Origin of the sequence: Variovorax sp. LG9.2 (genome assembly GCF_035018885.1) — a bacterium.
Classification (GTDB): domain Bacteria; phylum Pseudomonadota; class Gammaproteobacteria; order Burkholderiales; family Burkholderiaceae_C; genus Variovorax.
The window spans coordinates 114,997-139,841 of record NZ_JASJXB010000001.1 but is presented as its reverse complement, the minus strand read 5'-3'; the positions used below and the strand labels follow the sequence as shown (position 1 = coordinate 139,841).

Annotated in this window: 22 protein-coding genes; 18 read left to right on the top strand and 4 right to left on the bottom strand. The window is 64.1% G+C overall.

Translation table 11 applies throughout. The features are described from left to right. The first annotated feature begins 102 nt into the window (after positions 1–102). The 8 genes from QN413_RS00660 (at position 103) to mctP (ending at position 8,824) form a co-directional block, all read left to right on the top strand. The gene (locus QN413_RS00660; protein ID WP_187054460.1) at positions 103–1,083 is read left to right on the top strand and encodes an ABC transporter permease; all 981 of its coding nucleotides are present in this window, start codon (positions 103–105) and stop codon (positions 1,081–1,083) included. Then, on the top strand, positions 1,083–2,366 hold the full coding sequence (locus QN413_RS00655) for a M20 aminoacylase family protein (RefSeq protein ID WP_323494758.1): 1,284 nt from the start codon (positions 1,083–1,085) through the stop codon (positions 2,364–2,366). The genes QN413_RS00660 and QN413_RS00655 overlap by 1 nt, the downstream gene beginning before the upstream one ends. 55 nt (positions 2,367–2,421) lie before the next feature. After that, positions 2,422–4,008, top strand: a complete 1,587-nt coding sequence (locus QN413_RS00650; RefSeq protein WP_323494757.1) for an ABC transporter substrate-binding protein — start codon at positions 2,422–2,424, stop codon at positions 4,006–4,008. Between the two features lie 129 nt (positions 4,009–4,137). Beyond that, on the top strand, positions 4,138–5,049 hold the full coding sequence (locus QN413_RS00645) for an ABC transporter permease (RefSeq protein WP_323494756.1): 912 nt from the start codon (positions 4,138–4,140) through the stop codon (positions 5,047–5,049). Then, positions 5,046–6,044: an ABC transporter ATP-binding protein gene (locus tag QN413_RS00640; protein WP_323494755.1), complete on the top strand. Its 999-nt coding sequence runs from the start codon at positions 5,046–5,048 to the stop codon at positions 6,042–6,044. The genes QN413_RS00645 and QN413_RS00640 overlap by 4 nt, the downstream gene beginning before the upstream one ends. Next, a complete protein-coding gene (locus tag QN413_RS00635) occupies positions 6,041–7,075 on the top strand; it encodes an oligopeptide/dipeptide ABC transporter ATP-binding protein (protein ID WP_323494754.1) in 1,035 nt (344 codons plus the stop codon). The genes QN413_RS00640 and QN413_RS00635 overlap by 4 nt, the downstream gene beginning before the upstream one ends. A gap of 79 nt (positions 7,076–7,154) precedes the next feature. Beyond that, complete coding sequence (locus QN413_RS00630) at positions 7,155–7,334, top strand: DUF3311 domain-containing protein (RefSeq protein ID WP_323494753.1); 180 nt, start codon at positions 7,155–7,157, stop codon at positions 7,332–7,334. Continuing rightward, complete coding sequence (gene mctP, locus QN413_RS00625) at positions 7,334–8,824, top strand: monocarboxylate uptake permease MctP (protein WP_323494752.1); 1,491 nt, start codon at positions 7,334–7,336, stop codon at positions 8,822–8,824. Before QN413_RS00630 ends, mctP begins: the two co-directional genes overlap by 1 nt. Positions 8,825–8,842: 18 nt before the next feature. Here mctP and QN413_RS00620 read toward each other — a convergent pair whose 3' ends face one another. Together QN413_RS00620 and QN413_RS00615 are read right to left on the bottom strand one after the other, a co-directional pair. Next, a complete protein-coding gene (locus tag QN413_RS00620; RefSeq protein ID WP_323494751.1) occupies positions 8,843–9,874 on the bottom strand; it encodes a helix-turn-helix domain-containing protein in 1,032 nt (343 codons plus the stop codon). Between the two features lie 74 nt (positions 9,875–9,948). Then, a complete protein-coding gene (locus QN413_RS00615) occupies positions 9,949–11,142 on the bottom strand; it encodes an ABC transporter substrate-binding protein (RefSeq protein WP_323494750.1) in 1,194 nt (397 codons plus the stop codon). 160 nt (positions 11,143–11,302) lie between these two features. On the opposite strand from QN413_RS00615, the gene QN413_RS00610 reads away from it, so the two are divergent. Genes QN413_RS00610 through QN413_RS00595 form a run of 4 tightly spaced genes read left to right on the top strand, consistent with a single transcriptional unit; the run spans position 11,303 to position 14,596 of the window. Next, entirely contained in the window at positions 11,303–12,715 is a 1,413-nt protein-coding gene (locus tag QN413_RS00610; protein WP_323494749.1) for an aromatic ring-hydroxylating dioxygenase subunit alpha, read from the top strand. Beyond that, on the top strand, positions 12,712–13,197 hold the full coding sequence (locus tag QN413_RS00605) for an aromatic-ring-hydroxylating dioxygenase subunit beta (RefSeq protein WP_323494748.1): 486 nt from the start codon (positions 12,712–12,714) through the stop codon (positions 13,195–13,197). Before QN413_RS00610 ends, QN413_RS00605 begins: the two co-directional genes overlap by 4 nt. Continuing rightward, positions 13,194–13,799, top strand: coding sequence for an isochorismatase family cysteine hydrolase (locus tag QN413_RS00600; RefSeq protein ID WP_323494747.1), 606 nt, complete (start codon positions 13,194–13,196; stop codon positions 13,797–13,799). The genes QN413_RS00605 and QN413_RS00600 overlap by 4 nt, the downstream gene beginning before the upstream one ends. Continuing rightward, positions 13,796–14,596, top strand: a complete 801-nt coding sequence (locus tag QN413_RS00595) for an SDR family oxidoreductase (protein ID WP_323494746.1) — start codon at positions 13,796–13,798, stop codon at positions 14,594–14,596. The genes QN413_RS00600 and QN413_RS00595 overlap by 4 nt, the downstream gene beginning before the upstream one ends. Positions 14,597–14,616: 20 nt before the next feature. On the opposite strand, the gene zwf is transcribed toward QN413_RS00595, so the two are convergent. Next, positions 14,617–16,092 carry a glucose-6-phosphate dehydrogenase gene (zwf, locus tag QN413_RS00590; RefSeq protein ID WP_323494745.1) on the bottom strand — a complete coding sequence of 492 codons (1,476 nt, stop codon included), beginning with the start codon at positions 16,090–16,092 and terminating at the stop codon, positions 14,617–14,619. A 166-nt stretch (positions 16,093–16,258) separates the two neighbouring features. Between zwf and QN413_RS00585 the strand changes: the two genes are divergently transcribed. The 4 genes from QN413_RS00585 to QN413_RS00570 are packed head-to-tail and all read left to right on the top strand — an operon-like array spanning position 16,259 to position 21,312. Then, positions 16,259–17,269 (top strand): ABC transporter substrate-binding protein, encoded by a 1,011-nt coding sequence (locus tag QN413_RS00585; protein WP_323494744.1) that lies wholly within the window; start codon positions 16,259–16,261, stop codon positions 17,267–17,269. 33 nt (positions 17,270–17,302) lie between these two features. Beyond that, complete coding sequence (locus tag QN413_RS00580) at positions 17,303–19,528, top strand: iron ABC transporter permease (protein ID WP_323494743.1); 2,226 nt, start codon at positions 17,303–17,305, stop codon at positions 19,526–19,528. 25 nt (positions 19,529–19,553) lie between these two features. Then, positions 19,554–20,606 (top strand): ABC transporter ATP-binding protein, encoded by a 1,053-nt coding sequence (locus QN413_RS00575; RefSeq protein WP_323494742.1) that lies wholly within the window; start codon positions 19,554–19,556, stop codon positions 20,604–20,606. Positions 20,607–20,640: 34 nt separating this feature from the next. Further along, on the top strand, positions 20,641–21,312 hold the full coding sequence (locus QN413_RS00570; protein ID WP_323494741.1) for an HAD family phosphatase: 672 nt from the start codon (positions 20,641–20,643) through the stop codon (positions 21,310–21,312). Between the two features lie 8 nt (positions 21,313–21,320). Here the strand turns inward: QN413_RS00570 and QN413_RS00565 are convergent, their stop codons facing one another. Further along, positions 21,321–22,013 carry a lipocalin family protein gene (locus tag QN413_RS00565; protein ID WP_323494740.1) on the bottom strand — a complete coding sequence of 231 codons (693 nt, stop codon included), beginning with the start codon at positions 22,011–22,013 and terminating at the stop codon, positions 21,321–21,323. Positions 22,014–22,286: 273 nt separating this feature from the next. Here QN413_RS00565 and tal point away from each other — a divergent pair, with 273 nt between their 5' ends. Together tal and pgi are read left to right on the top strand one after the other, a co-directional pair. Beyond that, complete coding sequence (gene tal, locus QN413_RS00560; protein WP_323494739.1) at positions 22,287–23,237, top strand: transaldolase; 951 nt, start codon at positions 22,287–22,289, stop codon at positions 23,235–23,237. Then, positions 23,234–24,805 carry a glucose-6-phosphate isomerase gene (gene pgi, locus QN413_RS00555; RefSeq protein ID WP_323494738.1) on the top strand — a complete coding sequence of 524 codons (1,572 nt, stop codon included), beginning with the start codon at positions 23,234–23,236 and terminating at the stop codon, positions 24,803–24,805. Before tal ends, pgi begins: the two co-directional genes overlap by 4 nt. Positions 24,806–24,845 lie beyond the last annotated feature (40 nt).

The following is a 24,845-nucleotide window of genomic DNA, read 5'->3' as shown; positions in this document are numbered from 1 at the left end:
TGGCTTTTTTTATGTCTCTAGTCGTAGGCCGGCACAGCCCTTGCACGTCCATCCGCACAGCGCTTTGCCTTTCTCTCCGTCACCCTAGTTGATGCCTTACTGATGCTCGTTTTTATTCTGCGCCGTTTGTTCCAGGCGGTCATCGTCATGGTGGTGGTGGCTTTCGTGGCTTTCCTGCTGTTCCAGTACGTGGGTGACCCGGTGGTGTTCTTGCTCGGGCAAGACGCCAAGCCCGAGCAGATCCAGCAACTCAGAGTCGATCTCGGTTTCGACAAACCTTTCGCGGTGCAGTTCTGGCACTTCCTGATCAACGCGGCGCAAGGTGAGTTCGGCCTCAGCCTGCGGCAGGGCGCCAAGGTGTCTAGGCTGATCGCTGAGCGCTTGCCCGCCACGCTGGAACTCTCACTGGTCGCTGCGGTGATGGCGCTCGCCATCGGGCTGCCGATGGGCGTCTATGCGGCACTGCGTCGCGGCTCGTGGGGTAGCCAGACGCTGATGGCGCTGTCGCTCTTGGGCGTCTCGTTGCCGACGTTCCTGATCGGTATTTTGTTGATCCTCGTTTTCTCGGTCTGGCTCGGCTGGTTGCCGAGCTTCGGCCGCGGTGAGGTCACGCAGCTCGGCTGGTGGTCGACCGGTCTTTTCTCGCGCGATGGCTGGAGTCATCTGATATTGCCGGCGATCACGCTGGCGGTGTTCCAGCTCACGCTCATCATGCGGCTGGTGCGTGCCGAGATGCTCGAAGTGCTGCGCACCGACTACATCAAGTTCGCGCGGGCAAGAGGCCTGTCCGACCGCGCAATTCACTTCGGTCATGCGCTGCGCAACACGATGGTGCCTGTCATCACCATCACGGGTCTGCAACTGGGCTCGCTGATTGCCTTCGCGATCATTACCGAGACGGTATTCCAGTGGCCCGGCATGGGTCTGCTGTTCATCCAGGCCGTGACCTATGCCGACATTCCGGTGATGGCGGCGTACCTTTGCCTCATCGCACTCATCTTCGTCACGATCAACCTGATCGTCGACCTGATGTACTTCGCAGTCGATCCGCGGCTGCGCATCTCGACGCTCGGGGGACATTGATGTCACGCCTGCAAGTTTCCGGGCGTGCCTTTGCCCACATATCGGCCTTCTATCCGGAGATCGCCGCCTTCCGACGCGACCTCCACGTGCATCCGGAACTCGGCTTCGAAGAGGTGTACACCGGCGCCCGCGTCCATGAGGCGCTCAAGGCTTGCGGTGTCGACGAGGTGCACACCGGCATCGGCAAGACCGGACTGGTCGCGGTAATCCGCGGTCGCTCGACCGCCAGCAAACGCATGATCGGTCTGCGTGCCGACATGGACGCGCTGCCCATGAAGGAAGACAACGATTTCGCGTGGCGTTCCGCCAAGTCGGGCCTGATGCATGGTTGCGGCCACGATGGCCACACCGCAATGCTCGTCGGTGCCGCCCGCTACCTTGCCGAGACGCGCAACTTCGACGGCACGGCCGTGCTCATCTTCCAGCCCGGAGAAGAAGGCTATGCCGGTGCGCGCGTGATGATCGAGGACGGCTTGTTCGACCGCTTCCCGGTGCAGTCGGTGTACGCCATGCACAACTGGCCGGCCATGCCGGTCGGCACCATCGGCATCAACAGCGGCGCGATGATGGCGGCCGCCGACCGCATCACCATCGAGGTGACGGGCAAGGGCGGTCATGGTGCGCATGCCTACCTCACGGTCGATCCGGTATTGGTATCGGCCCACATCATCACGGCGGTGCAGAGCATCGTCTCGCGCAACGTACGGCCGATCGACTCTGCGGTCATCAGCATTTGCGCGATGCAGGCAGGCGACATGGGTGCGATGAGTGTGGTGCCTGGCAAGGCTGTGATGGTGGGCACTGTGCGCACCTTCAGCGCGCAGGTTCAGGCCATCATCGAGCAACGGCTTGGCGAGCTGTGTCGTGCGGTGGCAGCGGGCTTCGGCGCCACGGCGACCGTCACCTTCGAGCGCATTTACCCCGCCACCGTCAACACGGTGGCAGAAGCCTTGTTTGCCGGTGACGTGGCGCAGGGCCTCGTCGGCGCGCCCAATGTCGAGCGCCACATGGAGCCCAGCATGGGCGCCGAAGACTTCTCTTTCATGTTGCAGAAAAAGCCCGGCGCGTATCTGCGCATCGGCCAGGACGCCAAGGGTGGCGCATTTCTGCACAACAGCCGCTACGACTTCAACGACGAGATATTGCCGCTCGGCGCCGCGCTTCATGCCGGCCTGGTCGAGCAGGGCATGCCCCTTGCACAGGTGTCCCCGGCCAAGGGGTCTATCAAGGAAAGCGTGAAGCCCGATATGCACCAAAACGTTGCATCATCGCCAGCTCACTGACTTGATCCCTTTCATCTCGTTCATCCGTTTTCCAAAACCCAAGGAGTTCTCCCTAATGATTTTCAAGCGAAATATGCTCGCAGCGGCCGTGCTGTTCACGCTGACCGCTACCAGTTTGCTGGCTAGCGCGCAGACCATCCGCATCGCGAACCAGGGCGACGCGTTGTCGCTCGACCCACACTCGCTGAACGAATCGCTGCAACTGAGCACCGACGCCAACGTGTACGAAACACTGGTCGGCCGCAACAAGGACCTAACGGTGGCGCCGCTGCTGGCGACAAGCTGGAAGCAGACATCGCCGACGGTCTGGCGCTTCGAACTGCGCAAGGGCGTGAAGTTTCATGACGGCACCCCTTTCACCGCCGACGACGTCGTCTTCAGCTTTGCCCGCGCGTCAGGCGAAGGTTCGGACATGAAGTCGAACACGACCGACATCAAGGAAGTGCGCAAGGACGGCGACTACGTGATCGAGATCGAAACCAAGGGACCGTTCCCGATCCTGCCGGACGTCATCACGCAGTTGATGATCCTGAGCAAGAAATGGTGCGAGGACAACAAGGCGACGACGCCTGTGGACCGCCGCAAAGGCATCGAGAACACGGCATCGTTCAAGGCCAACGGCACCGGCCCGTACCGCGTGCGTGAGCGTCAACCCAACGTGCGCACGGTGTTCACCCGGAACCCGACCTACTGGGGCAAGATCGAAGGCAACGTGCAAGAGGTCATCTTCACGCCCATCGCCAACCCCGCGACGCGCGTGGCCGCATTGGTCTCCGGCGAAATCGACGTGATGGAACCCGTGCCGGTGCAAGACGTGGCGCGCATCAACGCCAGCCCCAACGCCCGCGTCATTGCCGGCCCCGAGCTGCGCACGATTTTTCTCGGCATGGACCAGAAGCGCGACGAGTTGCTCTACTCGAGCGTCAAGGGCAAGAACCCGTTCAAGGACAAGCGCGTTCGCCAGGCTTTCTATCAAGCCATAGACATCAACGGCATCCAGCGCACGGTGATGCGCGGCGCTTCGCGCCCCACCGCGTTGATGGTCGGTCCCGGCATCAACGGCTGGACCGCCGAGCAAGACAAGCGCCTGCCATACGACATCGAAGCTGCCAAGAAGCTGTTGGTGGACGCCGGTTATCCCAACGGTTTCGAAGTGACGATGAACTGTCCGAACGACCGCTATGTGAACGATGGACAGATCTGCCAGAGCGTGGCCGCCAACCTGGCGCGCATTGGCGTCAAGATCAACTTGGCGACCGAGACCAAGGGCACATACTTCCCCAAGATCCTGCGCCGCGACACCAGCTTCTATCTGCTGGGCTGGACCCCGACCACGTACGACTCGCACAACGCGCTGACTGCGCTGATGGCTTGCCCCGACGACAAGACCGGTGCCGGCCAGTTCAACCTGGGTGCGTACTGCAATCCGAAGGTCGACGAGCTGACCAAGAAGATCCAGTCGGAGACCGACAAGCCCAAGCGCGACGCCATGATCAAAGAAGCCTTCGCGCTGCACATCGACGACATCGGCCACCTGCCGCTGCACCAGCAAGCGCTGGCATGGGGTGTCAGCAAGAAGGTCGAACTCACGCAAATGGCCGACAACTACATGCCTTTCAAGTGGATGAGCATCAAGCCGTAAACGTCGATTTCCGCATCGCTTAGACAGAAGACAAAAGCAGACATAGGTCGCGCCGGCCGCAGTGGCGGGCGCGATCTTTGCAGCACCATGCATCGAATACTTGCATTGAATGTTGCCACTCTCCCCACAATGAAAAAAACCTTCGCACGCTGGTACGACAGCGATGTCGGCTACAGCTTCCGGCATTCGCCCATTGCCATGGCAGCGGCGTTCGTCGCCTTTGTCTGCATCTTTTGCGCGACCTTCGCAGGATGGATCGCGCCGCACAATCCGTACGACCTCGCGACACTTCGGAGCGAGGACGCCTTCTTGCCGCCGGCCTGGATCGAGGCCGGATCTCGACGTTTCATTCTCGGTACCGACGACCAGGGCCGCGACATTTTGTCAACGCTCATGTACGGAGCCCGCATCTCGCTGGTGGTCGGCATCGCGTCGGTGATGCTGTCGATGGTGGTGGGTGTCGCGCTCGGTCTGCTCGCAGGGTTCCGCGGCGGCTGGGTCGACACGTTTCTCATGCGACTGTGCGACGTGATGCTGTCGTTCCCGACCATCCTCGTCGCGCTGCTCATCGCCGGCGTCGGCCGCGCACTGTTCCCCAACGCGCACAACACGGTCGCCTTCGGCGTGCTGATCCTGGCGATCTCGCTGACTAAATGGGTCGACTACGCGCGCACCGTGCGCGGCTCCACCATGGTGGAGCGCAACAAGGAATACGTGCAGGCCGCGCGCGTGACCGGCGTCACCCCGCTGCGCATCATGCGCAAGCACGTGCTGCCCAACGTGATGGGTCCGGTCTTCGTGCTGGCGACCATCCAGGTCGCGACGGCCATCATCACCGAGGCCACGCTATCGTTTCTCGGGGTCGGCGTGCCGCCGACTTCACCGTCGCTCGGCACGCTCATCAGCATCGGCAACCAGTTCCTGTTCTCGGGCGAGTGGTGGCTGTCGGTGTTTCCAGGCGCTGCGCTGGTGCTCATCGTGCTGAGCGTCAACCTGCTGGGCGACTGGCTGCGCGATGCACTGAATCCGAGGCTGCAATGAGAAGCGACACGGTAAAGCTGCTCGACGTGCAGCATTTGGTCGTCGAATTCCCCGGTCGGCGCGGCACGCTGCGCGCGCTGGACGACATCTCGTTCGACATCGCACCCGGCGAAATCCTCGGCGTGGTCGGTGAATCGGGTGCGGGCAAGTCGCTCACCGGCGCATCCATCATCGGCCTGCTCGAACCGCCGGGCCGTGTTGCCAGCGGCCAGATCATGCTGGAAGGCGAACGCATCGATCATCTCAACCACCAGCAGATGCGGCATATCCGCGGCAAGCGCATCGGCGCGATTTTTCAGGATCCGCTGACCTCGCTCAACCCGCTGTACACGGTCGGCCGACAGATCACGGAGACCATTCGCGCGCACTTGCCCGTGAACGAAAGCGAAGCGCGGCGCCGTGCTATTGCGCTGCTCGAAGACACCGGCATTCCGGCCGCGGCGCAGCGCATCGATCACTATCCGCATCAATTCTCCGGCGGCATGCGGCAACGCGTCGTCATCGCCTTGGCGCTGGCAGCCGAGCCGACGCTGATCGTCGCCGACGAGCCGACCACCGCACTCGACGTGTCGATCCAGGCACAGATCATCCAGCTCCTGAAGCGCCTGTGCCGCGAGCGCGGTGCGGCGGTGATGCTCATCACGCACGACATGGGCGTGATCGCCGAAACATGCGATCGCGTGGCAGTGATGTATGCGGGGCGCATCGTCGAGATCGGCCCCGTGCACGAGGTGATCCATTCGCCGGCGCACCCGTACACCGCAGGGCTGATGGCGTCGATTCCCGACATGACGATCGAGCGCGAGCGCCTGAACCAGATCGACGGCGCAATGCCGCGGCTCAACGCGATCCCGAAGGGCTGTGCGTACCACCCGCGGTGCCCGCGCGCCTTCGACCGTTGCACGCAGGAGCGGCCTGAATTGATTCCTGCGGGGGCCACCAGCGCGGCATGCTGGCTGCATGACGCGCACCATGGCAAGGAGGCAGTCGTATGAGCGCCGTATTGCCCTTCACCACCACGCCCGCCCTGGCACCTGCACCGCTGGTGCAAGTCGACGATCTCGCGCGCACCTTCGACGTTTCCGCGCCGTGGCTCAACCGCGTCATCGAGCGGCAACCGCGCCTGCTGCTGCACGCCGTCGATGGCGTCAGCTTCACCATCCCGCGCGGTCAGACGATGGCGTTGGTCGGCGAATCGGGTTGCGGCAAGAGCACCGTCGCGCGGCTGATGGTCGGGCTCTACAACCCGAGCCGCGGCAGCGTGCGCTTCGATGGGCAAGACGTGCACGCCACCTTTGCGTCGCCGAAAGGGCGTGCGCTGCGGCAACGCATCCAGATGATTTTTCAGGACCCGTACGCGAGCCTGAACCCGCGATGGACGGTCGAGGCGATCGTCGGCGAGCCGCTGCGCGAACACGGCCTCGTGACCGAAAAAGCAGTGCTGAAAGAACGCGTCGGTGAGTTGCTGCGATCGGTCGGACTGAACCCGCTCGATGGCGTCAAGTACCCGCATCAATTTTCAGGCGGGCAGCGACAGCGCATCTCGATCGCGCGTGCGCTCGCGACCGCGCCCGAGTTCCTGGTGTGCGACGAGCCGACGTCGGCACTCGACGTGAGCGTTCAGGCGCAAGTGCTCAACATCATGAAAGACCTGCAGCGCGAGCGCGGTCTGACCTATCTCTTCATCTCGCACAACCTCGCGGTGGTGCAGCATGTGAGCGATCAGGTGGGCGTGATGTACCTCGGTCGGCTGGTGGAGGTGTCGCCCAAGCGCACGCTGTTCGCGACGCCGCGCCACCCCTACACGCGCATGCTGCTGGACGCGATTCCGCAGATGCACGCGACCGGGCGCGACCGCACGCCGGTGCAGGGCGAGGTGCCCAATCCGCTGGCGCCCCCCTCGGGCTGTGCATTCAATCCACGCTGCCCGTTCGCCAACGAACGATGCCGCGTCGAGCGCCCGAAGCTCCTGACCATCGACAGCGTGCAGGTCGCCTGCCACGCGGTCGAAGAAGGCCGCCTATAGCGAGCCCATTGCCTTTGCTCTATAAGACTTGGTGCCTGCGAACTGAAGAACAACGCAACAACATCAAGGAGAACAGAGCATGTGGCTACTGCTATTGCTGCCCTTCATCGGGCTTTTGTGGATCCCGTTCTACAACGCTGAATTGCCTGCGTTGTTCGGCTTTCCCTTCTTCTATTGGTATCAGCTTTTGTGGGTGCCCGTCACCGCGCTGCTGATCTGGATCGTCTACCGGCACGGTCTGGCCAAGGGAGAAGAATGATGGCAGGCCAGATCAACTGGACGGCCCTTTGGGTCTTCGTTTTCTTCTTCGTGCTGGTCACGGTGATGGGCTTTGCGGCTTCGCGCTGGCAGGCACCCGACAAGAAAAAAGGTGCACACCTCGACGAATGGGGGCTGGGTGGCCGCAACTTCGGCACGTGGATCACGTGGTTCCTGGTGGGCGGCGACTTCTACACGGCGTACACGGTGATCGCGGTGCCGGCGCTGGTCTACGCGGTCGGAGCGTATGGCTTCTTCGCGTTGCCGTACACCATCCTCGTCTATCCGATCGTCTTCGTCGTGATGCCCAAGCTCTGGCATGCGGCGCATCGCGCCGGCCACGTGACCGCTGCCGACGTGGTGTACGGGCGCTACGGTTCGCGCTCGCTCGAACTTGCTGTGGCTATCACCGGCGTGGTCGCGACCATGCCGTACATCGCGCTGCAACTGGTCGGCATGGAAGTCGTCATCAAGGCGCTCGGCCTCACCGGTGAACTGCCGCTGGCAGCGGCCTTCGTGATCCTCGCGCTCTATACCTACTCGGCCGGACTGCGCGCGCCGGCGCTCATCGCCTTCGTCAAGGACCTGATGATCTACATCGTGGTGCTGGTCGCGGTGGTGCTGGTGCCGATGAAGCTCGGCGGCTACGCCAGCGTGTTTCACGAGGCAGGCGCGGCGTTCGCGGCCAAGGGCGGCGCGACCGGGCTCATCCTCAAGCCGTCGCAAATGCTGCCGTATGCCAGCCTCGCCCTGGGCTCGGCGCTGGCGGCTTTCATGTACCCGCACACGCTCACCGGCATCTTCGCGGCCAAGAGCGCAGACACCATCCGCAAGAACGCGGTCTTCTTGCCCGCGTACACCGTGCTGTTGGGCCTGATCGCCTTGCTGGGCTACATGGCTTACGCAGCCAAGCTCACGGTCAAGAGCAACAACGACGTGGTGCCCACGCTTTTCAATGCGCTCTTTCCCTCGTGGTTCGCAGGCTTCGCTTTTGCCGCCATCGCGATCGGCGCGCTGGTGCCGGCGGCGGTGATGTCGATCGGCGCTGCCAACCTGTTCACGCGCAACTTCTGGAAACCGTATGTCAACCCAAGCGTGTCGCCTGCGGGTGAAGCCAAGGTTGCGAAGATCGTCTCGCTCGTCGTCAAGCTCGGCGCGCTGGTGTTCATCCTGTTCCTGCCGACGCAGTTCGCGCTCGACCTGCAGCTGCTCGGTGGGCTGTGGATCCTGCAGACGTTTCCGTCGGTGGTGTTCGGCCTGTTCTTCAACTGGTTCCGTGCACCGGCGTTGCTGGCAGGATGGCTGGTCGGTTTGGTCGGCGGCAGCTGGCTGGCGTTCTCGGACGGCATCAAGCCGGTCCATGCCTTCCACTTCGGCGACACGAGCTTCACGCTCTACACCGGCCTGACTGCGCTGATCGTCAACATCGTCGTGGCGACGATCGTGCAGATGGTGATCCCGGGCAAGGCACTGCGCGAGGCGCGGGTCTAGAACAGCCGGCGCCTCGGCTCAGCAGAGCCGGGCGCTGCGCCAGGTTTCGTTCGGCAGCTTGCCGAAGCGCTCGCGGTACGAAGCCGAAAAGCGACTCAGGTGCGAGAAGCCGCAGCCGAGCGCGACGTCGGTCACGCTGTCTGCGCTGCGCCTCACGAGCTGCGCGTGCGCCGCATCGAGTCGCAGATTGCGCAAGGCTTCCATCGGCGAAGCCTCGCGGTGCCGACGAAACATCAGGCTCAGCGTGCGCCGGCTCACACCGGCGGCATGGGCGATGTCGTCGAGCGACTGGCTTTCCGCGAGCCGGCTTTGCATGAACTCTTCGGCGCGACGCAGCGGCGGCAAGTCGATTCGCTGTGTCGAGCGCCGTGCACCGTCGTGTTGTCGCCGCGCCGAGTTCGGGTGATGGCACAAGAGATAGCGAATGAGGTTGTCTTCGTAGTGCAGCAACCACTGTGGGTCGTAGGTCCCGCCGCCCGTGACCGGTGCGGCTGCGGGCAGCAAGGCGACCAGTCCCGCCACGAGGCGCCGCCACTGCATGCCGATGGCATTGTCGAGTCGGAACGGTGTCTCGAATTCGATGTTGCTGTCGTCGATCCGATCTCGAACGTCATCTGCTGCAAAGGTCTGGCGCGCGACCTCGTTCAGATGCTTGCGCTCGATCTTCAGCATGAGCTGTTCGCAGCCGGCGTGCCACTTCACCTTGACAGGCCGATGCGCCGAAATCACCGCGCCCTGGCCGGCATGGATCTGCACCAGCTCGCTGCCCATGCGGACCTCGGCGCGTCCGCGCAAAGGCATCTGCACGAGCACGAAGTCGTCGAGCGAGTCGGGTTCGATGTCGACTTCGCAGCCGTAACGCAGGATGCACAACGACATCGGCCCCAAACCGGCGCGGTAGAAAGCCGAGTCGACCGCGCCGCGGCCCCAGTGGCTGCGATGCGACTTCAGCTCGGCGCTGACGAGCGCCTGCGTTTCGTCGGCATGACGCGATCGAAAAACCTCATGCCGATACAACGGCGACAGCTGCTGGCTGGACAAAGCGTTCATGGGCACTCCCTGGCCCGTAAGCGTAGACCTCAACGTTCATAGCAACAAGCGTGCCCTTGGCGTGTTCCTGGGGCTTACAGCTTGGCGGTGCAGAGCGGTGCGCCCGTGTCCACGTAATTGGTCATGACGGTGCCGATCAGCTTGTTGGTGATGCGGCCGGTGGCGTCTTTGCTGATGACGCGAAGGTAGTAGTTCTGGATCGGGAAGTTGTTGGCGCCGTACTTGTAGTCACCGCGAATCGACTTGTACTTGGCGGCCTTGATCGCTTTGAGCAACGCGGGCTTGTCGCCCACCTTGCCGCCAACATCGCGCACCGCAGCGTCCATTGCCATCAGCACGTCGTAGGCTTGCGCAGCGTAGAGCGAAGGATTGCGGCCACCGTTTTGCGTGCGGTAGTCGGCGACGAAGCGGCGGTTGGCATCGTTGTCGAGGTCGTGCGCCCAATGCGAAGTGTTGAAGATGCCCAGCATCGGTTCCCCGACGCCGCCGATCATGTCTTCGTCGGCGGCGAAGGCGGTCGACACCAGCGTCACGTCTTTTGACAAGCCGGCGGCGACAAACTGCTTGACGAAGGCGATGCCCATCGCACCGGGCAGAAAGTAGTAGAGCGAGTCGGCCTTGGCGGCGCGAATCTGCGCGAGCTCCGGCGCGTAGTCGATCTGGCCGAGCTTGGTGAAGATCTCGTCGGCCACCGTCCCCTTGTAGGCGCGCTTGAAACCGTTGGCCGCATCCTTGCCGCCCGGATAGTTGGGCGCGATCACGATGGTCTTCTTGAAGCCCTTGTCGGAGGCGAACTTGCCGGCCGACTCGTGGTACGCGTCGTTCTGGTACGAGGTGCCGAAGAAGTACGCATTGCACTGCGCACCGGAGTACGCGCTCGGGCCCGTGTTGTTCGACAGGTACGGCACCTTGGCCGCGAACAGCACCGGGCCTACGGCCAGCGCGACTTGCGAACCGATCGGGCCGGTGAAGAGGTCGATCTTGTCGCGTTGCACCATGCGGTCGACCGCCTGCCGCGCCGAGTCGGGGTTGCCGCCGGTGTCGGCTTCGACGTAAGTGACCGGCACGCCCCCCAGCTTGCCGCCGAGTTGCTTCATCGCGACCGCGAAGCCGGTCTTGGAATCGGCGCCGAGCGCCGCGAAAGGACCGGACAGGTCGAGCGCGAGGCCGACCTTGACGCCCTGTGCGCCAGCCGCTGTAGACAGCGTCGCAGCCAAGGCGAAAGTCAGGCAGGCAAGGCTGCGGGGAAACTGTGACAGAGCAGGCATGAAGATCCTCGAAGTAACTTGATGTGCTCGAGAGTCTGGTGGCGACCGGCCGCGCGGGCTATCCATTTCGGGCAATGCGCGGCATTCTCGAAGCGGACAGACGCGGCACAGAACCCTTCCCAGAATGCAGCCATGTTCGTATTTTGAAAGCGAGCCCCCGATGCAGAACCAAACCGACATTGCGGTTGAAAGAGAAGTCGAACAACCCGTCGAACGACAAGTGCGCTTCTATCCCACGGCGCGTGCGCAGAGAATCGCGGCCCCCCACACGCTCGTGCAGGCCGACCGCGTCCACAAAAGCGTTTACACCGACCCCGAAATTTTCGAGCTCGAGATGGACCGCGTTTTCGGCCAGGCCTGGCTCTACGTTGGTCACGAGAGCCAGGTACCGAACACTGGCGACTACTTCACCACGCGGCTTGGGCGCGAGCCGGTCGTCATGCTGCGGCACTCCGATGGCGCGGTGCACGTGCTCTACAACCGCTGCCCGCACAAGGGCGCGAAGATCGTGCCGGACGGCAGCGGCAGCGCAGGCAAGTTCCTGCGTTGCCTGTACCACGGCTGGACTTTCAAGTGCGACGGAAGCTTGTTGTCGGTGCCTCTGCGCAGTGGCTACGAAGACACTGCGATGGACTTGAAAGACCGCGACAACGGCGTGCGCAAGGTGGCGCGCGTGGCGACGTATCGCGGCTTCGTCTTTGCCAGCCTGACGGCCGACGGGCCCGATCTGCCCGAATTTCTTGGCGGCGTGGCGACCTCTCTCGACAACTTCTGCGACCGGGCACCCGATGGCGAAGTCGAGGTGGCCGGCGGCGTGCAGCGCGTCATACAGCGCAACAACTGGAAGATCTTTTTCGAGAACCTGCACGACACCATCCATGCGGTCGCCACGCACGAATCGTCGTGGCGCGCCGCCAAGGAAGAGTTCGAGTCGATGCCCGAGGGCACGCAAAAACCTTTCGAGATCGTCATCGTCGACGGCAACGGCGAGCCGCTGGAGTTCTGGGAGAAGCTGGAGCTCAAGGGCTACGACGGCGGCCACGGCTACATGGAAGGCATCTTCACGCCGCCCAAAGATCCGGTGAGCCTGGCCTATGTCGCCTCGCTCGAAGCCCGCCAGGGCGCGGCGCGTGCCGACGAGATCCTGCGGGTGAACCGGCACAACACCATCGTCTACCCGAGCTGTTCGCCGCACACCTCGTTCCAGCAGATTCGCGTGATCCGGCCGCTGTCGGTCGACCGCACGCTGGTCGAGATCTTCACCTTCAGGTTGAAGGGCGCGCCGGATGCCACTTTCCAACGCGCGCTCAAGTACACCAACGTCATCAACTCGCCGTCGTCGACCGTGATGCCCGATGACCTGGAGGCCTACAACCGCGTGCAGGAAGGCCTCGGCTCCGACGGTGGCGACTGGGTCAGCCTGCACCGCGCGGCAGGACGCGAAGAGGCGTTGCCCGGTGGCCGTGCATCCAACGGCAACAGCGAGATGCCGATGCGCAACATGTTCCGCGCATGGGCCGGCTACATGGCAACCGAGCCGACAAAGCACGGTCTGCTGAAAGATGCCGCATGAACTTCACAGACTGGCAAGAGCAGCAGCACATCACGCAGTTCCTGAACCATGAGGCGCGGCTGCTCGACGAGCACCGCTGGGCCGAATGGATGGACCTCTTCACGCCTGACGGCTTGTACTGGATGCCGCTGGTGCGCGGACAGACCGACCACCTCAACCACGCCTCGCTCTTTCGCGACGACGCCCTGCTGCGCTCGATGCGCGTGCGCCGGTTGTCGCAGGTGCGCGCCTATTCCCAGCAGCCAGCCACGCGCACCTCGCACGTCATCGGCAACATCGCGCTCGAGTCGCGCGAGGCGGATGGCTGCATCGTCTACTCGACCTTTCATTTGCTCGAATGGCGTAAGGACGCGCAACGCGCTTTCGGTGGCAGCGTGCTGCACACGCTGCAACGCGAGGGCGACAGCTTTCGCATCCGGATGAAGCGTGTCGACCTGCTCAATTGCGAGGCGCCGCACGAAGCGCTCGAGGTGTTCATGTGAAGGCCGCCTTGCTTGCGATGCACTACCAGAACGATGTGCTGCACCCCGATGGGTTGGTGCGCGTCGGCGTCGCCGCGGACGACCGCAAACGCACGCTGCTGATCGATGCGGCGACGCGACTGATCGCCGGCGCACGGGCAAACGGCGTCCCCGTAATTTCTGTCCGCATCGCGTTCGCGCCTGGCTATGCCGACTGTCTGACCAACTGCACGCTGTTCCGCAACGTCGTCAAAAGCGGCGCGGTGCAAGAGGGTCAATGGGGCGCCGACTTCTTCGCGACGCTGGCGCCGCTGTCCGGCGAAGCCATCGTCACGCACCAGCGCGACAACCCGTTCTGGGCGACGGATCTGGAAGCCCTGGTGCAGCGCACTGGCGCCACGCGGCTCTACATGGCGGGCATCGCGACCAACTACGTGGTCGAGCACGGCGCACGCCATGCGAGCGATCTGGGTTACGACGTGGCCGTGATCGGCGATGCGTGCAGCACCGCCAAGCCGCATCTGCATGCTGCGAGCCTTGAGACGCTGTCGTTGTTGGCGGACATCGTGACGGTGGACGAAGCCGTGGCGCAGATGGCAGCAAACACGAGGGCTGAACGATGACGCACGACGGCCAGCTCGAAGGCAAATTGGCGATTGTCACCGGCGCGTCGACTGGTATCGGCGCCGCCATCGCACGCGCCTTCGTCGATGCCGGCGCCTATGTGCTGGCGGTGGATATCGACGAAGCCCGCGGCCGTGCATTGCATGCGGCGCTGGGCCCGCGCTGCCGCTTCGTGCATGGCGACATCGGCTCCGACGCGGTGCTCGATGCGTTGATTCAATCGGCGCTCGAGTTCGCCGGCCGCATCGACTTCGTCGTCAACAACGCCGTGTTCTACGGCGACCGTGGCGCCGAGGCGAGCCGCGCCGAATGGCTCCATGCGCTCGACATCAATCTCGTATCTGGCGCGTTGCTGGTCCACAAGGCCAGCGCCGAGCTGGCGAAGCAAGGCGGTGCGGTCATCAACATGGGCAGCGTCGGCGGCAAGTTCGGCACGGCCGGTCGTGCCCTCTATCCGGCAGCCAAGGCGGCCATCCTGCAGCTCACCCGCAACCAGGCCGCGACGCTGGCGCCACAGCGCGTGCGCGTCAACTCGGTGTCGCCGGGATGGACCTGGTCGGACGCGCTGTCGCGCATGGCCGGTGGCGACAGGGCGCGGGCCGACGCCATGGCCGCGCCGCTGCACCCGCTCGGCCGTGCTGGCGACGCCGACGATGTGGCGCAGGTGGTGCTATTCCTGTGCTCGGATGCAGCGCGCTTCGTCACCGGTGCCGACATTCCGGTAGACGGCGGTTTTTCGATGCTCGGCCCGGACCAGGGCCGTTCGGCACGCGACTGGTTCGAGCGCGGTACCTGAGTCGACAAGCCCGAAAACGCTTACTGCTCTTCGCCCCAGGCAAACCCGTCGCGGGCGATCATCGCGCTCGATGCGCTCGGCCCCCAAGTGCCCGCGGCGTAAGGGCGCGGTGCGCCATCGGCGGCCCAACTGTCGATCAGCGGTTCGACCCAGCGCCACGCTTCTTCCTGCTCGTCGCTGCGCACGAAAAGATTCAGCCGACCGGCGATCACGTCGAGCAGCAGGCGCTCATACGCACCCACGCGTTCTGCGCCGAATCGTTTGTCGAAATCGAGATCGAGTTGCACCGGCGCCAGCGGCACCATGTCGCTGCGCACGCCGCCCTTGATGGTGACGCGCTGGTCTTGCGCCTGCGCGAGCAGATGCAGTTCGAGTCCGTCCTTCGGCTGCAGGTTGATCACCAGCTTGTTTGCGACACCCACCGGCGTGCGAAAGATCGCGTGCGGAGCTGGCCGAAAATTCATCTCGATGCGAGCTTCGCGCGAGCCCAGCCGCTTGCCGGTGCGGATGTAGATCGGAACGCCGGCCCAGCGCCAGTTCTCGATCTCGGTGCGCAGCGCCACGAAGGTCTCGGTGCGGCTGTCGGGCGGCACGCCGGCTTCTTCCTTGTAGCCCGGCACGCGTTCACCGTAGGCCGTGCCCGCGGTGTACTGCCCGCGAATCGCATGCAGGCCCAACGTCTCGGGCGTCCAGCGCTTCAGCGAGCGGAGGACTTTCAGTTTTTCATCGCGAATGGCATCGGCGTGCGCGTTGATCGGCGGCTCCATGCCAATGGCGCACACCAGCTGCAGCGCGTGGTTCTGCACCATGTCGCGCAAGGCGCCGGTCTGGTCATAGAAGGCTCCGCGCTTCTCGACGCCCAGGTCCTCCGCGATGGTGATCTGGATGTTGGCGATGTGCTCGCGGCGCCAGATCGGCTCGAACAGCGAGTTGCCGAAGCGCAGCGCGAACAGGTTTTGTACCGACGGCTTGCCGAGGTAGTGATCGATGCGGAACACCTGGTTCTCGTGCAGCACCTTGCGCACTGCCGCGTTGATCGCCTGGTTCGATGCGAGGTCGTGGCCCAGCGGCTTCTCGAGCACCACGCGGGTTTGCGGACCGTTGAGGCCGGCCGCGGCGATCTGCTCGACCACCTGCGTGAAGAGCGAAGGCGCGGTGGCGACGTACATCACCACGGTCTCGGCGTTGCGCGTTTTGAGCAGGTCCGCGAGCCGCGCGTAGTCGGACGGCTTGGACAGGTCCATGCGCTGGAACGTCAGCATCTCGGAGAACTTCTTGAACTCGTCCTCGCTCGGCCGCTTGGCGCCTTCGACGGCTTTGAAGCGCGAGCGGATCAGTTCGCGATAGGCGTCCTCTGTGAGGTCTTCGCGCGAGACGCCGATGATGCGGCCCTCGGCCGGAAGGCTGCCATGTCGGAATGCCTGGAACAGCGCCGGCATCAGCTTGCGCCATGCCAGGTCGCCGGTGCCGCCGAACAAAACGAGATCGAAACTCATGGGGATGACTTGTGTGGGTGATGGAGAAGGGTGCCACGGGTGGCCATGCATCACTTTAATGGTAGTTGTACCGATGCTGAAAACGCCCTGACTTTGATAGGCTGACCCGTGGCCCGAGTGGGCCATTTTGTTTGCAGTGCCGGATCAACGTCAGGCGTAAGGTCACATGAAAAAACTTCTTGGTACGGTGGTGTTGCTCGTTGCGTCTGGTGCGGTGTCGGCCCAGCAAGTCAACGTGATCTGCTCGGTGCAGGCCGATTGGTGCAACATGATCGCCACGGTCTACGCAAAGACCACCGGCGTCAGGATCAACCTGGCGCTCAAGGGCTCGGGCGAGGCACTGGCCCAACTCGTCGCGGAAAAGGACAACCCGAAGACGGATGTCTGGTTCGGCGGCACCGGCGACCCGCACCTGCAGGCGGCCGAATCGGGCCTCACGCTCGAATACAAATCCCCGTCGTTGCCGCAGCTCTATCCGTGGGCGCAGCAGCAGGCGCAACAGTCGGGCTACAAGACCGTCGGCATCTACTCCGGACCGCTCGGCTTCGGCTACAACACCGAGCTGCTGAAGAAGAAAAAGCTGGCTGCACCGACCAGCTGGGCCGACTTGCTCAAGCCCGAATACAAGGGCGACATCCAGGTCGCCAACCCGGCATCGAGCGGCACGGCCTACACGATGATCGCCACGCTGGTGCAACTCATGGGCGAAGACAAGGCCTTCGACTATCTCAAGGCGCTGCACAAGAACGTCAGCCAGTACACCCGTTCGGGCACCGGCCCGATCAAGGCGGTGGCACGCGGTGAAACGGCGGTGTCGATCAGCTTCGTGCACGACGCGCCGCAAGAAAAGATGCAGGGCTTTCCGGTCGAGACCGCCACGCCGAGCGAAGGCACCGGTGCCGAGATCGGCTCGATGAGCATCGTCAAGGGTGCACGCAATCTGGAGCAGGCCAAGAAGTTCTACGAGTGGGCGCTGACCCCGCAGGCGCAGACCTTCGGCGCGGCCGCCAAGCAGTACCAGTTGCCATCGAACAGGGCGACGCCGGTCGATGTCAACGTGCCCGACTTCAAGAAGATCAAGCTCATCAATTACGACTACAAGAAGTACGGTGAGAGCGCGGAGCGTCGCCGGCTGATCGCGCGTTGGGAAAAAGACGTCAACTCGCTTCCGCATTGAGTGACGGCTCGAGTGCGCACCCAGTCAAGCGTGATGAAGCGTGATGTGAAGGGCAAGCGCAACGCCGCGATCTGGCTCTGTCTCGCGGCGGGATTTTTCGGCTACGTGGTCCTGCCGTGGTACGCCATTCAGGACACCAGCTGGTACGAAGCATTGCCCCGAATCTTCAGCGGCGACGAGGCTGCCAATGGCGTGTTGCAGGCGGCAACGCACGGGCGGGTCTGGCTGTTCGCGGGCGTCGCTGGGCTCGCGCTGTGCACCATCGGTGCGCTGCTGCCAGCCGGCCGTGCGCAGGGCCGCTGGCTGCTCGTCGGCGGACTCGTCGGCGCGGTCGGCCTTTCGCTCGCCGGCTTCCTGATCGGTGCCCGGGGCTGGAGCGCGGGCTGGCTCAACAGCGCTTTCGGCGAGCTCGCGGTCAATCAGTTCGGCATCGGTGCCGGCGGCTTCGTGGCGTTGCTCGCGCTCATCCTGCTGTGCGCCTTCGGGCTGGCGCGGCTCGGCTTCTTCAAGGGCGATCTGTTCGTCTCGGGAGCGGTCATCGGCTGCGACGTGCTGATGGCGCTCTTCATCGCCTATCCGGTGAGCAAGGCGCTGGCCGGCGCCTTCTTCGACGAAGACGGCCATGCGTCGCTGTCGGCCTTCGTCGGCCGTGTCTTCATGGAGCGTATCTGGGGCCTGAGTTGTCTGGCCGGCGGGCTGCGCTGCGGCGTCGCATGGAACACACTGGCGCTGGCGCTGGTCACCGCCATTGGCACCACCTTTCTAGGCACGTTGATGGCGTTGATGGCCGAGCGCGGGCACAGGCGCTGGCAAAGCCCGTTGCGCGTGCTCGCGGTGTTGCCGATCATCACGCCGCCGTTCGTCGTCGGGCTCGGGCTCATCCTGTTGTTCGGCCGCGCCGGGGTCGTCAACCAGTTGCTGGAAAGCTGGTTCGGCATCGAGCCGTCACGCTGGTTCTACGGGCTCAAGGGCCTGATCATCGCGCAGCTCTTTGCCTTCACGCCCATTGCTTTCATGATCATGCGCGGCGTGGTGCAGGGCATCGCGCCGAGCCTCGAAGAAGCCGCGCAAATGTTGCGCGCCGACCGGCGTCGCACCTTCTTCACCATCACGCTGCCGTTGCTGAAGCCGGGGCTGGCCAATGCGTTTTTGGTCGGCTTCATCGAGAGCATGGCCGATTTCGGCAATCCGGTGGTGGTGGGTGGCGATTTCTCGGTGCTTGCGACCGATGTGTTCTTCGCCATCGTCGGCGCGCAGAACGATCCGGGGCGGGCGGCTTCGCTGGCCTGGATCCTCACCTTCTTCGCGCTCGGCGTCTTCGCGCTGCAGCGCGGCCTGCTCGGCAAACAAAACTTCACCACGGTCAGCGGCAAGGGCGATGCCGGTATCGCGATGCCGTTGCCCGATGGCGTACGGCGCACGATCTACGCCATCGCCTTTCCTTGGATCGTGTTCACGCTGGTGGTCTATCTCTTCGCCTTCGCCGGCGGCTTCGTGCAGACCTGGGGTCGCGACTACACCCTGACGCTCGCCCACTTCAAGACGGCGTTCTCGCTCGAATGGGGACAGTTCGGCTTGGTGTGGGCCGGCACCGCATGGAACTCGCTCTTCACCACGCTCAAGCTGGCCGGCATCTCGGCGCCGATCACCGCCACGCTCGGCATGCTCATCGCCTGGCTGCTGGCGCGCAATGAGTTCAAGGGGCAGGGGCTCTTCGAGTTCGCGGCGCTGCTGGCGTTTGCGATACCGGGCACGGTGCTCGGCGTGAGCTACATCCTGGCTTTCAACGTGCCGCCGCTGGAGCTCACCGGCACCGGACTCATCATCGTGCTGTGCTTCATGTTCCGCAATTTGCCGGTGGGCGTGCGTGCCGGCACGGCCGCTTTCAAGCAGCTCGACCGCTCGCTCGACGAGGCTTCGCTGATGCTGCGCGCATCGACTTCGCAAACGCTCTTCAAGGTCGTGCTGCCGCTGTTGAAGCCTGCGCTGGTGGCCGCGCTGGTCTACAGCTTCGTGCGTGCGATGACGACCGTGAGCGCGGTGATCTTTCTGGTCACGGCCGAGAACGAACTGGCGACGACCTACATCATCGGGCGCGTCGGCAATGGCGACTACGGTGTCGCGCTGGCGTATTGCACGGTGCTGATCGTGCTGATGTCGGCGGTGATCGCGCTGATCCAGTGGGCGGTCGGTGAGCGCAGGCTGGGGCGCCGCGGCGCCATTGCCGCAAGCTCGACCACGGTGGCGACGCCCGCGTAACCCGCGCACTGAACACAAGGCAGTCATGACGACCCACGGCATCGAATTTCGCAACGTCACCAAGCGCTACGGCACCGACAGCAGTGCACCGCTCGCTGTCAAAGGCATCAGCTTCGAGGTGCCGCAAGGCACGCTGACCACCATCCTCGGCCCTTCGGGCTGCGGCAAGACGACCACGCTGCGCATGATCGCGGGGCTCGAATCGCCGACCTCGGGTTCGATTTTCATGGGCGGCCGCGACGTCACCACGCTCGGGCCCGGCGAGCGCAACGTCAGCATGATGTTCCAGAGCTACGCGCTCTTTCCGCACATGGACGTGATCCAGAACGTGGCCTATGGCCTTCGCATGAGCGGCATCAAGAAGGACGAGGCGACGTCGCGTGCCCGCGAAGCGTTGCGCGGTGTCGGGCTGGTCGGTTTCGACACGCGTTTGCCGAGCGAGTTGTCCGGCGGCCAGCAGCAGCGCGTGGCGCTGGCGCGCGCGCTGGTGCTGGAGCCCGCGGTGCTGCTGTTCGACGAGCCGCTGTCGAACCTCGACGCTCGCCTGCGCCGCGAGATGCGCGAAGAGATCCGCACGCTGCAGCAACGGTTGAAGCTGACGGTCGCCTATGTCACGCACGATCAGAGCGAGGCGCTGGCGGTGAGCGACCAGATCATCGTGATGGACCAAGGCGTCATCGCGCAACGCGGCACGCCCGAGCAGCTCTACGGCAAGCCTGAAAGCGAATTCGTCGCCGGCTTCATGGGCGAGGCGATGGTGTTCCCGGCCATGGCGCAGCCCGATGGCGTGGTCACGCTCGGCCCGCTCACGTTGGGGTCGCGTTATGGCAATGTTGCGCCGGGCGTGGTCAAGGTGGCCGTGCGGCCGGAGGCCTGGCTGATCGGCTCTGCCGTCGGCATCGACGCCACGCTGCGCAAGGCGACCTACCTCGGCAGCTTCTACGAGTACGTCTTCGACACGGCGCTCGGTGCGGTGTTCGTGGTGTCTTACGACCTCGCGCGTCCGTTGGCTGCCGGCGTAAAGACGACGTTGTCGCTTGGCAACCATGGCGTTTCGGTGGTGCCCGCGGCGGCTTGAGAGCGCCGGGTGGCTCCTGCGGTCCAATGGCGGCATGAATATCGTTTTCGATCTGGGCGCCGTGCTGTTGACCTGGGAGCCCGCGGTTCTGGTGCAGGCGCACCTTGGCGCCCATGCACCGACCGCCAAGGCTGCACACGCGCTGGCGCGCGACATGTTTCACCATGAAGACTGGCTCGGCTTCGACCGCGGCACCCATCCGCTAGATGTTGCGATCGGTCTGATGGCGACGCGCCTGGGCCTGCCGGCCGACAAGCTCGACGCGTTGCTGGCCCCGATGGGCGAGCGACTGGCGCCGATCGCGGTCACGGTCGAACTGCTCAACGGGCTGCGCCAGCGCCGTGATGCCGGCGAAGCCCTGAAGCTGTATTACCTGTCGAACATGCCGGTGCCGTATGCGCGCGCGCTGGAGCGGCGGATGTCGTTCCTGCAGTGGTTCGACGGCGGCATTTTTTCAGGTGATGTAAAGCTGCTCAAGCCGCAGCGCGAGATCTACGCGTTGCTGGCAGATCGTTTTGTGCTGAAGCCCCAGATGACCGTGTTCATCGACGATTCCAGGGCGAATGTGGACGCAGCACGTGTCTTCGGCTGGCACGCCGTGCATTGCGAGTCGCCGACTGCGCTGCCTGAACAGCTGGCCCGTCAGATGACTGCGTTGTCGGGGACCACGGGGGACCGCTGCCACGACGGCAATCGTCGGATCTGAGGCGACCGTCAGGGAGTTGTGGTGGTGACTGCGCGCTTGTGTGGCAATGTCGTCCGGCTGCCCGACGTCGGCGTGAAAGCCGCGGACCCCACCGGCTCGCCAGTCCGCACCACCTTGTCGACATCGAACCCCAGAGTCCGTGCGTATTCGAGTTCGGCGGCAAGCGTTGCCTCGTCGACCCGCGGCGCGCGCGACAGCACCCAGAGGTAGTCGCGATCCGGCGTGCCGACCAGCGCGACCTGGTAGTCGCGGTCGAGCTTCAGGATCCAGTAGTCGCCCCAAACTGCCGGCAGCCAACTTAGCCAAGCGGGTGCAAAGCGCACTTTCAACCTGCCTGCGCCGGGCTGGCCGATCACTGGAACGACGTGTGCAGAGCCCACCGCTTCGTCGAAACTACCGTCGGCCAGCATGCAGCGGTTGCGCACCTCGAACGTGCCGTCGGCCAGCTGCGTGTAGTCGGCCGACACCGGGCCGGTGCACTTCTTTTCGAACCGGTTGGGCAACCGGGCCTGTTCGTGCCAGACGCCCGAGTAGCGCTTGAGGTCGACCGGTGCCACGACTTGCAGCGGTGCCCGCATCAAAGGCGCGCCGTCTGCCGGGCCGCCCATGGCTTGAGCGCGTGCAGTTCGTGCGCTGGTCAACGCGATCAGCGTGAGGAACCCGCCCACGCAGAAGGCGGCCGCAAGGGTTCCGATGGACACGTTGCGGGAATGGTCTTCGGATCCGAAACGGGTTCGAGAAGCTGACGACGGGAGCGGCTCGCGGCTGCGACGAAAGGACATTGAATCCTCCTGATGTAACGGTTTCCAAATACTGGACCGCACACGCTCGAGGCGGTGTCGGTGACGGACCACGGGGACTGTCGGCATCGGCGCTATTTGCCGGTGACCTTGCATCCCGGAGGCTGCATCAAAACATGCAGGCCGCTCATCCCGGTACAAGCATTCGCCGACATCGCGCAGGATAATGTTTCGATGAACCAACTCGACGCCCTTCGCCAATGGACCACCGTTGTCGCCGACACCGGTGACTTTCGGCAATTCGTGCAGTACAAACCGCAGGACGCGACGACCAATCCGTCGCTCATCCTGAAGGCCGTGCAAAAGCCGGACTACCGACCGCTGCTCGACGAAGCGGTTTCCAAATTCAAGGGCAAGCCGATCGACGAGGTGATCGATCGGCTGCTGGTGCGCTTCGGCGCCGAGATCCTGTCGATCATTCCGGGCCGCGTTTCGACCGAAGTCGATGCACGACTCAGTTTCGATACCGCTGCGACGGTGGCACGGGCCGACCGCATCGTGGCGCTGTATCGCGCAGAAGGCATCGACGTCGAAAAGCGCGTGCTCATCAAGGTTGCGTCGACGTGGGAAGGCATCGAGGCCGCCCGGCAGCTCCAGCTGAAGGGCATCAACTGCAACCTCACGCTGTTGTTCTCGTACGCGCAAGCGGTGGCGTGCGGCGCGGCCAAGGTCAAGCTGATCTCGCCCTTCGTCGGGCGCATCTACGACTGGTACAAAAAGACAGGTGGCGCCAAGTGGGAGGAGGCCGCCAACGCGGGCGCCAACGACCCGGGCGTGAAGTCGGTCCAGCAGATTTTCGATTACTACAAGAGCCAGGGCATCAAGACCGAAGTCATGGGCGCGAGCTTTCGCAACGTTGGCCAGATCGCCGCGCTGGCGGGCTGCGACCTGTTGACCATCAGCCCCGAACTGCTGGGCGAACTGGCGGCGAGCGAAGCGCCGTTGCCGCATGCACTCGATGCGTCGGCTGCGGCCAAGCTCGATATCCAGCCGGCTTCCTACGACGAGCCAGGGTTCCGCTTTGCCATGAACGAGGATGCGATGGCCACCGAGAAACTGGCCGAGGGTATTCGTGCCTTCGCCGCCGATGCGATCAAGCTTGAAAAGTTGATGGAGGCCAATTGAGCGCCGCAGGCGTGCCCCTGGCATCTGGCTACTTGCGGGCCGACAACGCGCCGACCTGGGCCGCGTTGCAGGCGCACTTCGAAGCGTCCGGCAAGTCGCTCGATTTGCGCGAAGCTTTTGCATCGGACCCGCAGCGCGTCGCCTCGCTGAGCCAGTCGGCGCCTCATGTCTTCGCCGACATGTCGAAGAACCTGACCGACGTGGCAACTGAAAAGTTGTTGCTGGCGCTGGCACGCGAATGCGGCCTCGAAGCGCACCGAGACGCGATGTTCGCCGGTGACCACATCAACACCACCGAAGACCGCGCCGTGCTGCACACGCTGCTGCGCGCGCCGGCCACCAAAGGCATGACCGGCAAGCTGGCCGAGGTGCACGCTACGCTCGATGCGATGCTGGCATACGCCGAAAAGGTACGCGCCGATCACACGATCACCGACGTGGTCAACATCGGCATCGGCGGCTCCGACCTCGGCCCGCAGATGGCGGTGCTGGCCATGGCCGAGTACGTCGCGCCTGGCAAGCGTTTTCACTTCGTCTCGAACGTCGACGGCCACGAACTGGCCGGCGTGCTCAAGGGTCTGGCCCCGGAACACACGCTGTTCCTGATCGCGTCGAAGACCTTCACCACCGCCGAGACGATGACCAACGCACAGTCGGCCAAGCGCTGGTTCGAGCAGGCCGGCGGCGTCGACATCGCGCAGCATTTCGCGGCGCTCACGACCAATGTCGAAGCGGCCAAAGCGTTCGGCATCGACACCACTTTCGGCTTTTGGGATTGGGTCGGCGGGCGCTACTCGTTGTGGTCCGCCATCGGGTTGCCGATCGCGCTGGCCATCGGTGCCGACGGCTTTCGTGCGCTGCTGGCTGGCGCACACGCGATGGACGAGCACTTTCGCACCGCGCCGCTGGCGCAGAACTTGCCGGTGCGGCTCGGGCTGCTCGATGTCTGGTATCGCAACTTCCATCGCTTCACGACGCGCAGCATCGCGCCGTATCACAGCGCGTTGAAGCGCTTGCCGGCGTACTTGCAGCAGCTCGAGATGGAGAGCAACGGCAAGCAGGTCGACCTCGACGGCAAGCTGCTGCCTTTCGGTACGTCGCCGGTGTTGTGGGGCGAGCCGGGCACCAACGGGCAGCACGCGTACTTTCAAATGTTGCACCAGGGCACCGACGTGACGCCGCTCGAGTTCATCGGCGTGCGCGATGCATCGCACGATCTCGATGGGCATCACCCGAAGCTGTTGGCCAACTGCATCGCGCAGGCGCAGGCGCTGATGGTCGGCAAGCAGGACGCTGGCGGCCACAAGAACTTTCCGGGCAATCGGCCCAGCACTTTCTTCGTGTTCGAGAAGCTCACGCCGGAAACGCTTGGCGCGTTCCTGGCGATGTACGAGCATCGCGTGTTCACCAGCGGCGCGCTGTGGGGCATCAACAGCTTCGACCAGTGGGGCGTGGAACTCGGCAAGGTGCTGGCGCGGGACATCGAGCCGCGGCTGGCTTCGGGGGACACTTCCGGGCTCGACGCTTCGACGGCCGGTTTGCTGGAGCGCCTGCGTCCGCCAGCTTAAGTGGCTTGCACGGCCACTCCGCCTTTATGATCCTTTTGGG

What these genes read in the sequence shown, in the direction of transcription:
- tal (WP_323494739.1), top strand. Translation starts at nt 22,287, where the DNA reads ATGAACCAACTCGACGCCCTTCGCCAATGGACCACCGTTGTCGCCGAC.
- QN413_RS00605 (WP_323494748.1), top strand. Translation starts at nt 12,712, where the DNA reads ATGAACTTCACAGACTGGCAAGAGCAGCAGCACATCACGCAGTTCCTG.
- QN413_RS00640 (WP_323494755.1), top strand. Translation starts at nt 5,046, where the DNA reads ATGAGAAGCGACACGGTAAAGCTGCTCGACGTGCAGCATTTGGTCGTC.
- QN413_RS00655 (WP_323494758.1), top strand. Translation starts at nt 1,083, where the DNA reads ATGTCACGCCTGCAAGTTTCCGGGCGTGCCTTTGCCCACATATCGGCC.
- QN413_RS00575 (WP_323494742.1), top strand. Translation starts at nt 19,554, where the DNA reads ATGACGACCCACGGCATCGAATTTCGCAACGTCACCAAGCGCTACGGC.
- zwf (WP_323494745.1), bottom strand. Translation starts at nt 16,092, where the DNA reads ATGAGTTTCGATCTCGTTTTGTTCGGCGGCACCGGCGACCTGGCATGG.
- QN413_RS00630 (WP_323494753.1), top strand. Translation starts at nt 7,155, where the DNA reads ATGTGGCTACTGCTATTGCTGCCCTTCATCGGGCTTTTGTGGATCCCG.
- QN413_RS00620 (WP_323494751.1), bottom strand. Translation starts at nt 9,874, where the DNA reads ATGAACGCTTTGTCCAGCCAGCAGCTGTCGCCGTTGTATCGGCATGAG.
- QN413_RS00610 (WP_323494749.1), top strand. Translation starts at nt 11,303, where the DNA reads ATGCAGAACCAAACCGACATTGCGGTTGAAAGAGAAGTCGAACAACCC.
- QN413_RS00645 (WP_323494756.1), top strand. Translation starts at nt 4,138, where the DNA reads ATGAAAAAAACCTTCGCACGCTGGTACGACAGCGATGTCGGCTACAGC.
- QN413_RS00660 (WP_187054460.1), top strand. Translation starts at nt 103, where the DNA reads ATGCTCGTTTTTATTCTGCGCCGTTTGTTCCAGGCGGTCATCGTCATG.
- QN413_RS00580 (WP_323494743.1), top strand. Translation starts at nt 17,303, where the DNA reads ATGAAGCGTGATGTGAAGGGCAAGCGCAACGCCGCGATCTGGCTCTGT.
- QN413_RS00585 (WP_323494744.1), top strand. Translation starts at nt 16,259, where the DNA reads ATGAAAAAACTTCTTGGTACGGTGGTGTTGCTCGTTGCGTCTGGTGCG.
- mctP (WP_323494752.1), top strand. Translation starts at nt 7,334, where the DNA reads ATGGCAGGCCAGATCAACTGGACGGCCCTTTGGGTCTTCGTTTTCTTC.
- QN413_RS00635 (WP_323494754.1), top strand. Translation starts at nt 6,041, where the DNA reads ATGAGCGCCGTATTGCCCTTCACCACCACGCCCGCCCTGGCACCTGCA.
- QN413_RS00595 (WP_323494746.1), top strand. Translation starts at nt 13,796, where the DNA reads ATGACGCACGACGGCCAGCTCGAAGGCAAATTGGCGATTGTCACCGGC.
- QN413_RS00570 (WP_323494741.1), top strand. Translation starts at nt 20,641, where the DNA reads ATGAATATCGTTTTCGATCTGGGCGCCGTGCTGTTGACCTGGGAGCCC.
- QN413_RS00650 (WP_323494757.1), top strand. Translation starts at nt 2,422, where the DNA reads ATGATTTTCAAGCGAAATATGCTCGCAGCGGCCGTGCTGTTCACGCTG.
- QN413_RS00615 (WP_323494750.1), bottom strand. Translation starts at nt 11,142, where the DNA reads ATGCCTGCTCTGTCACAGTTTCCCCGCAGCCTTGCCTGCCTGACTTTC.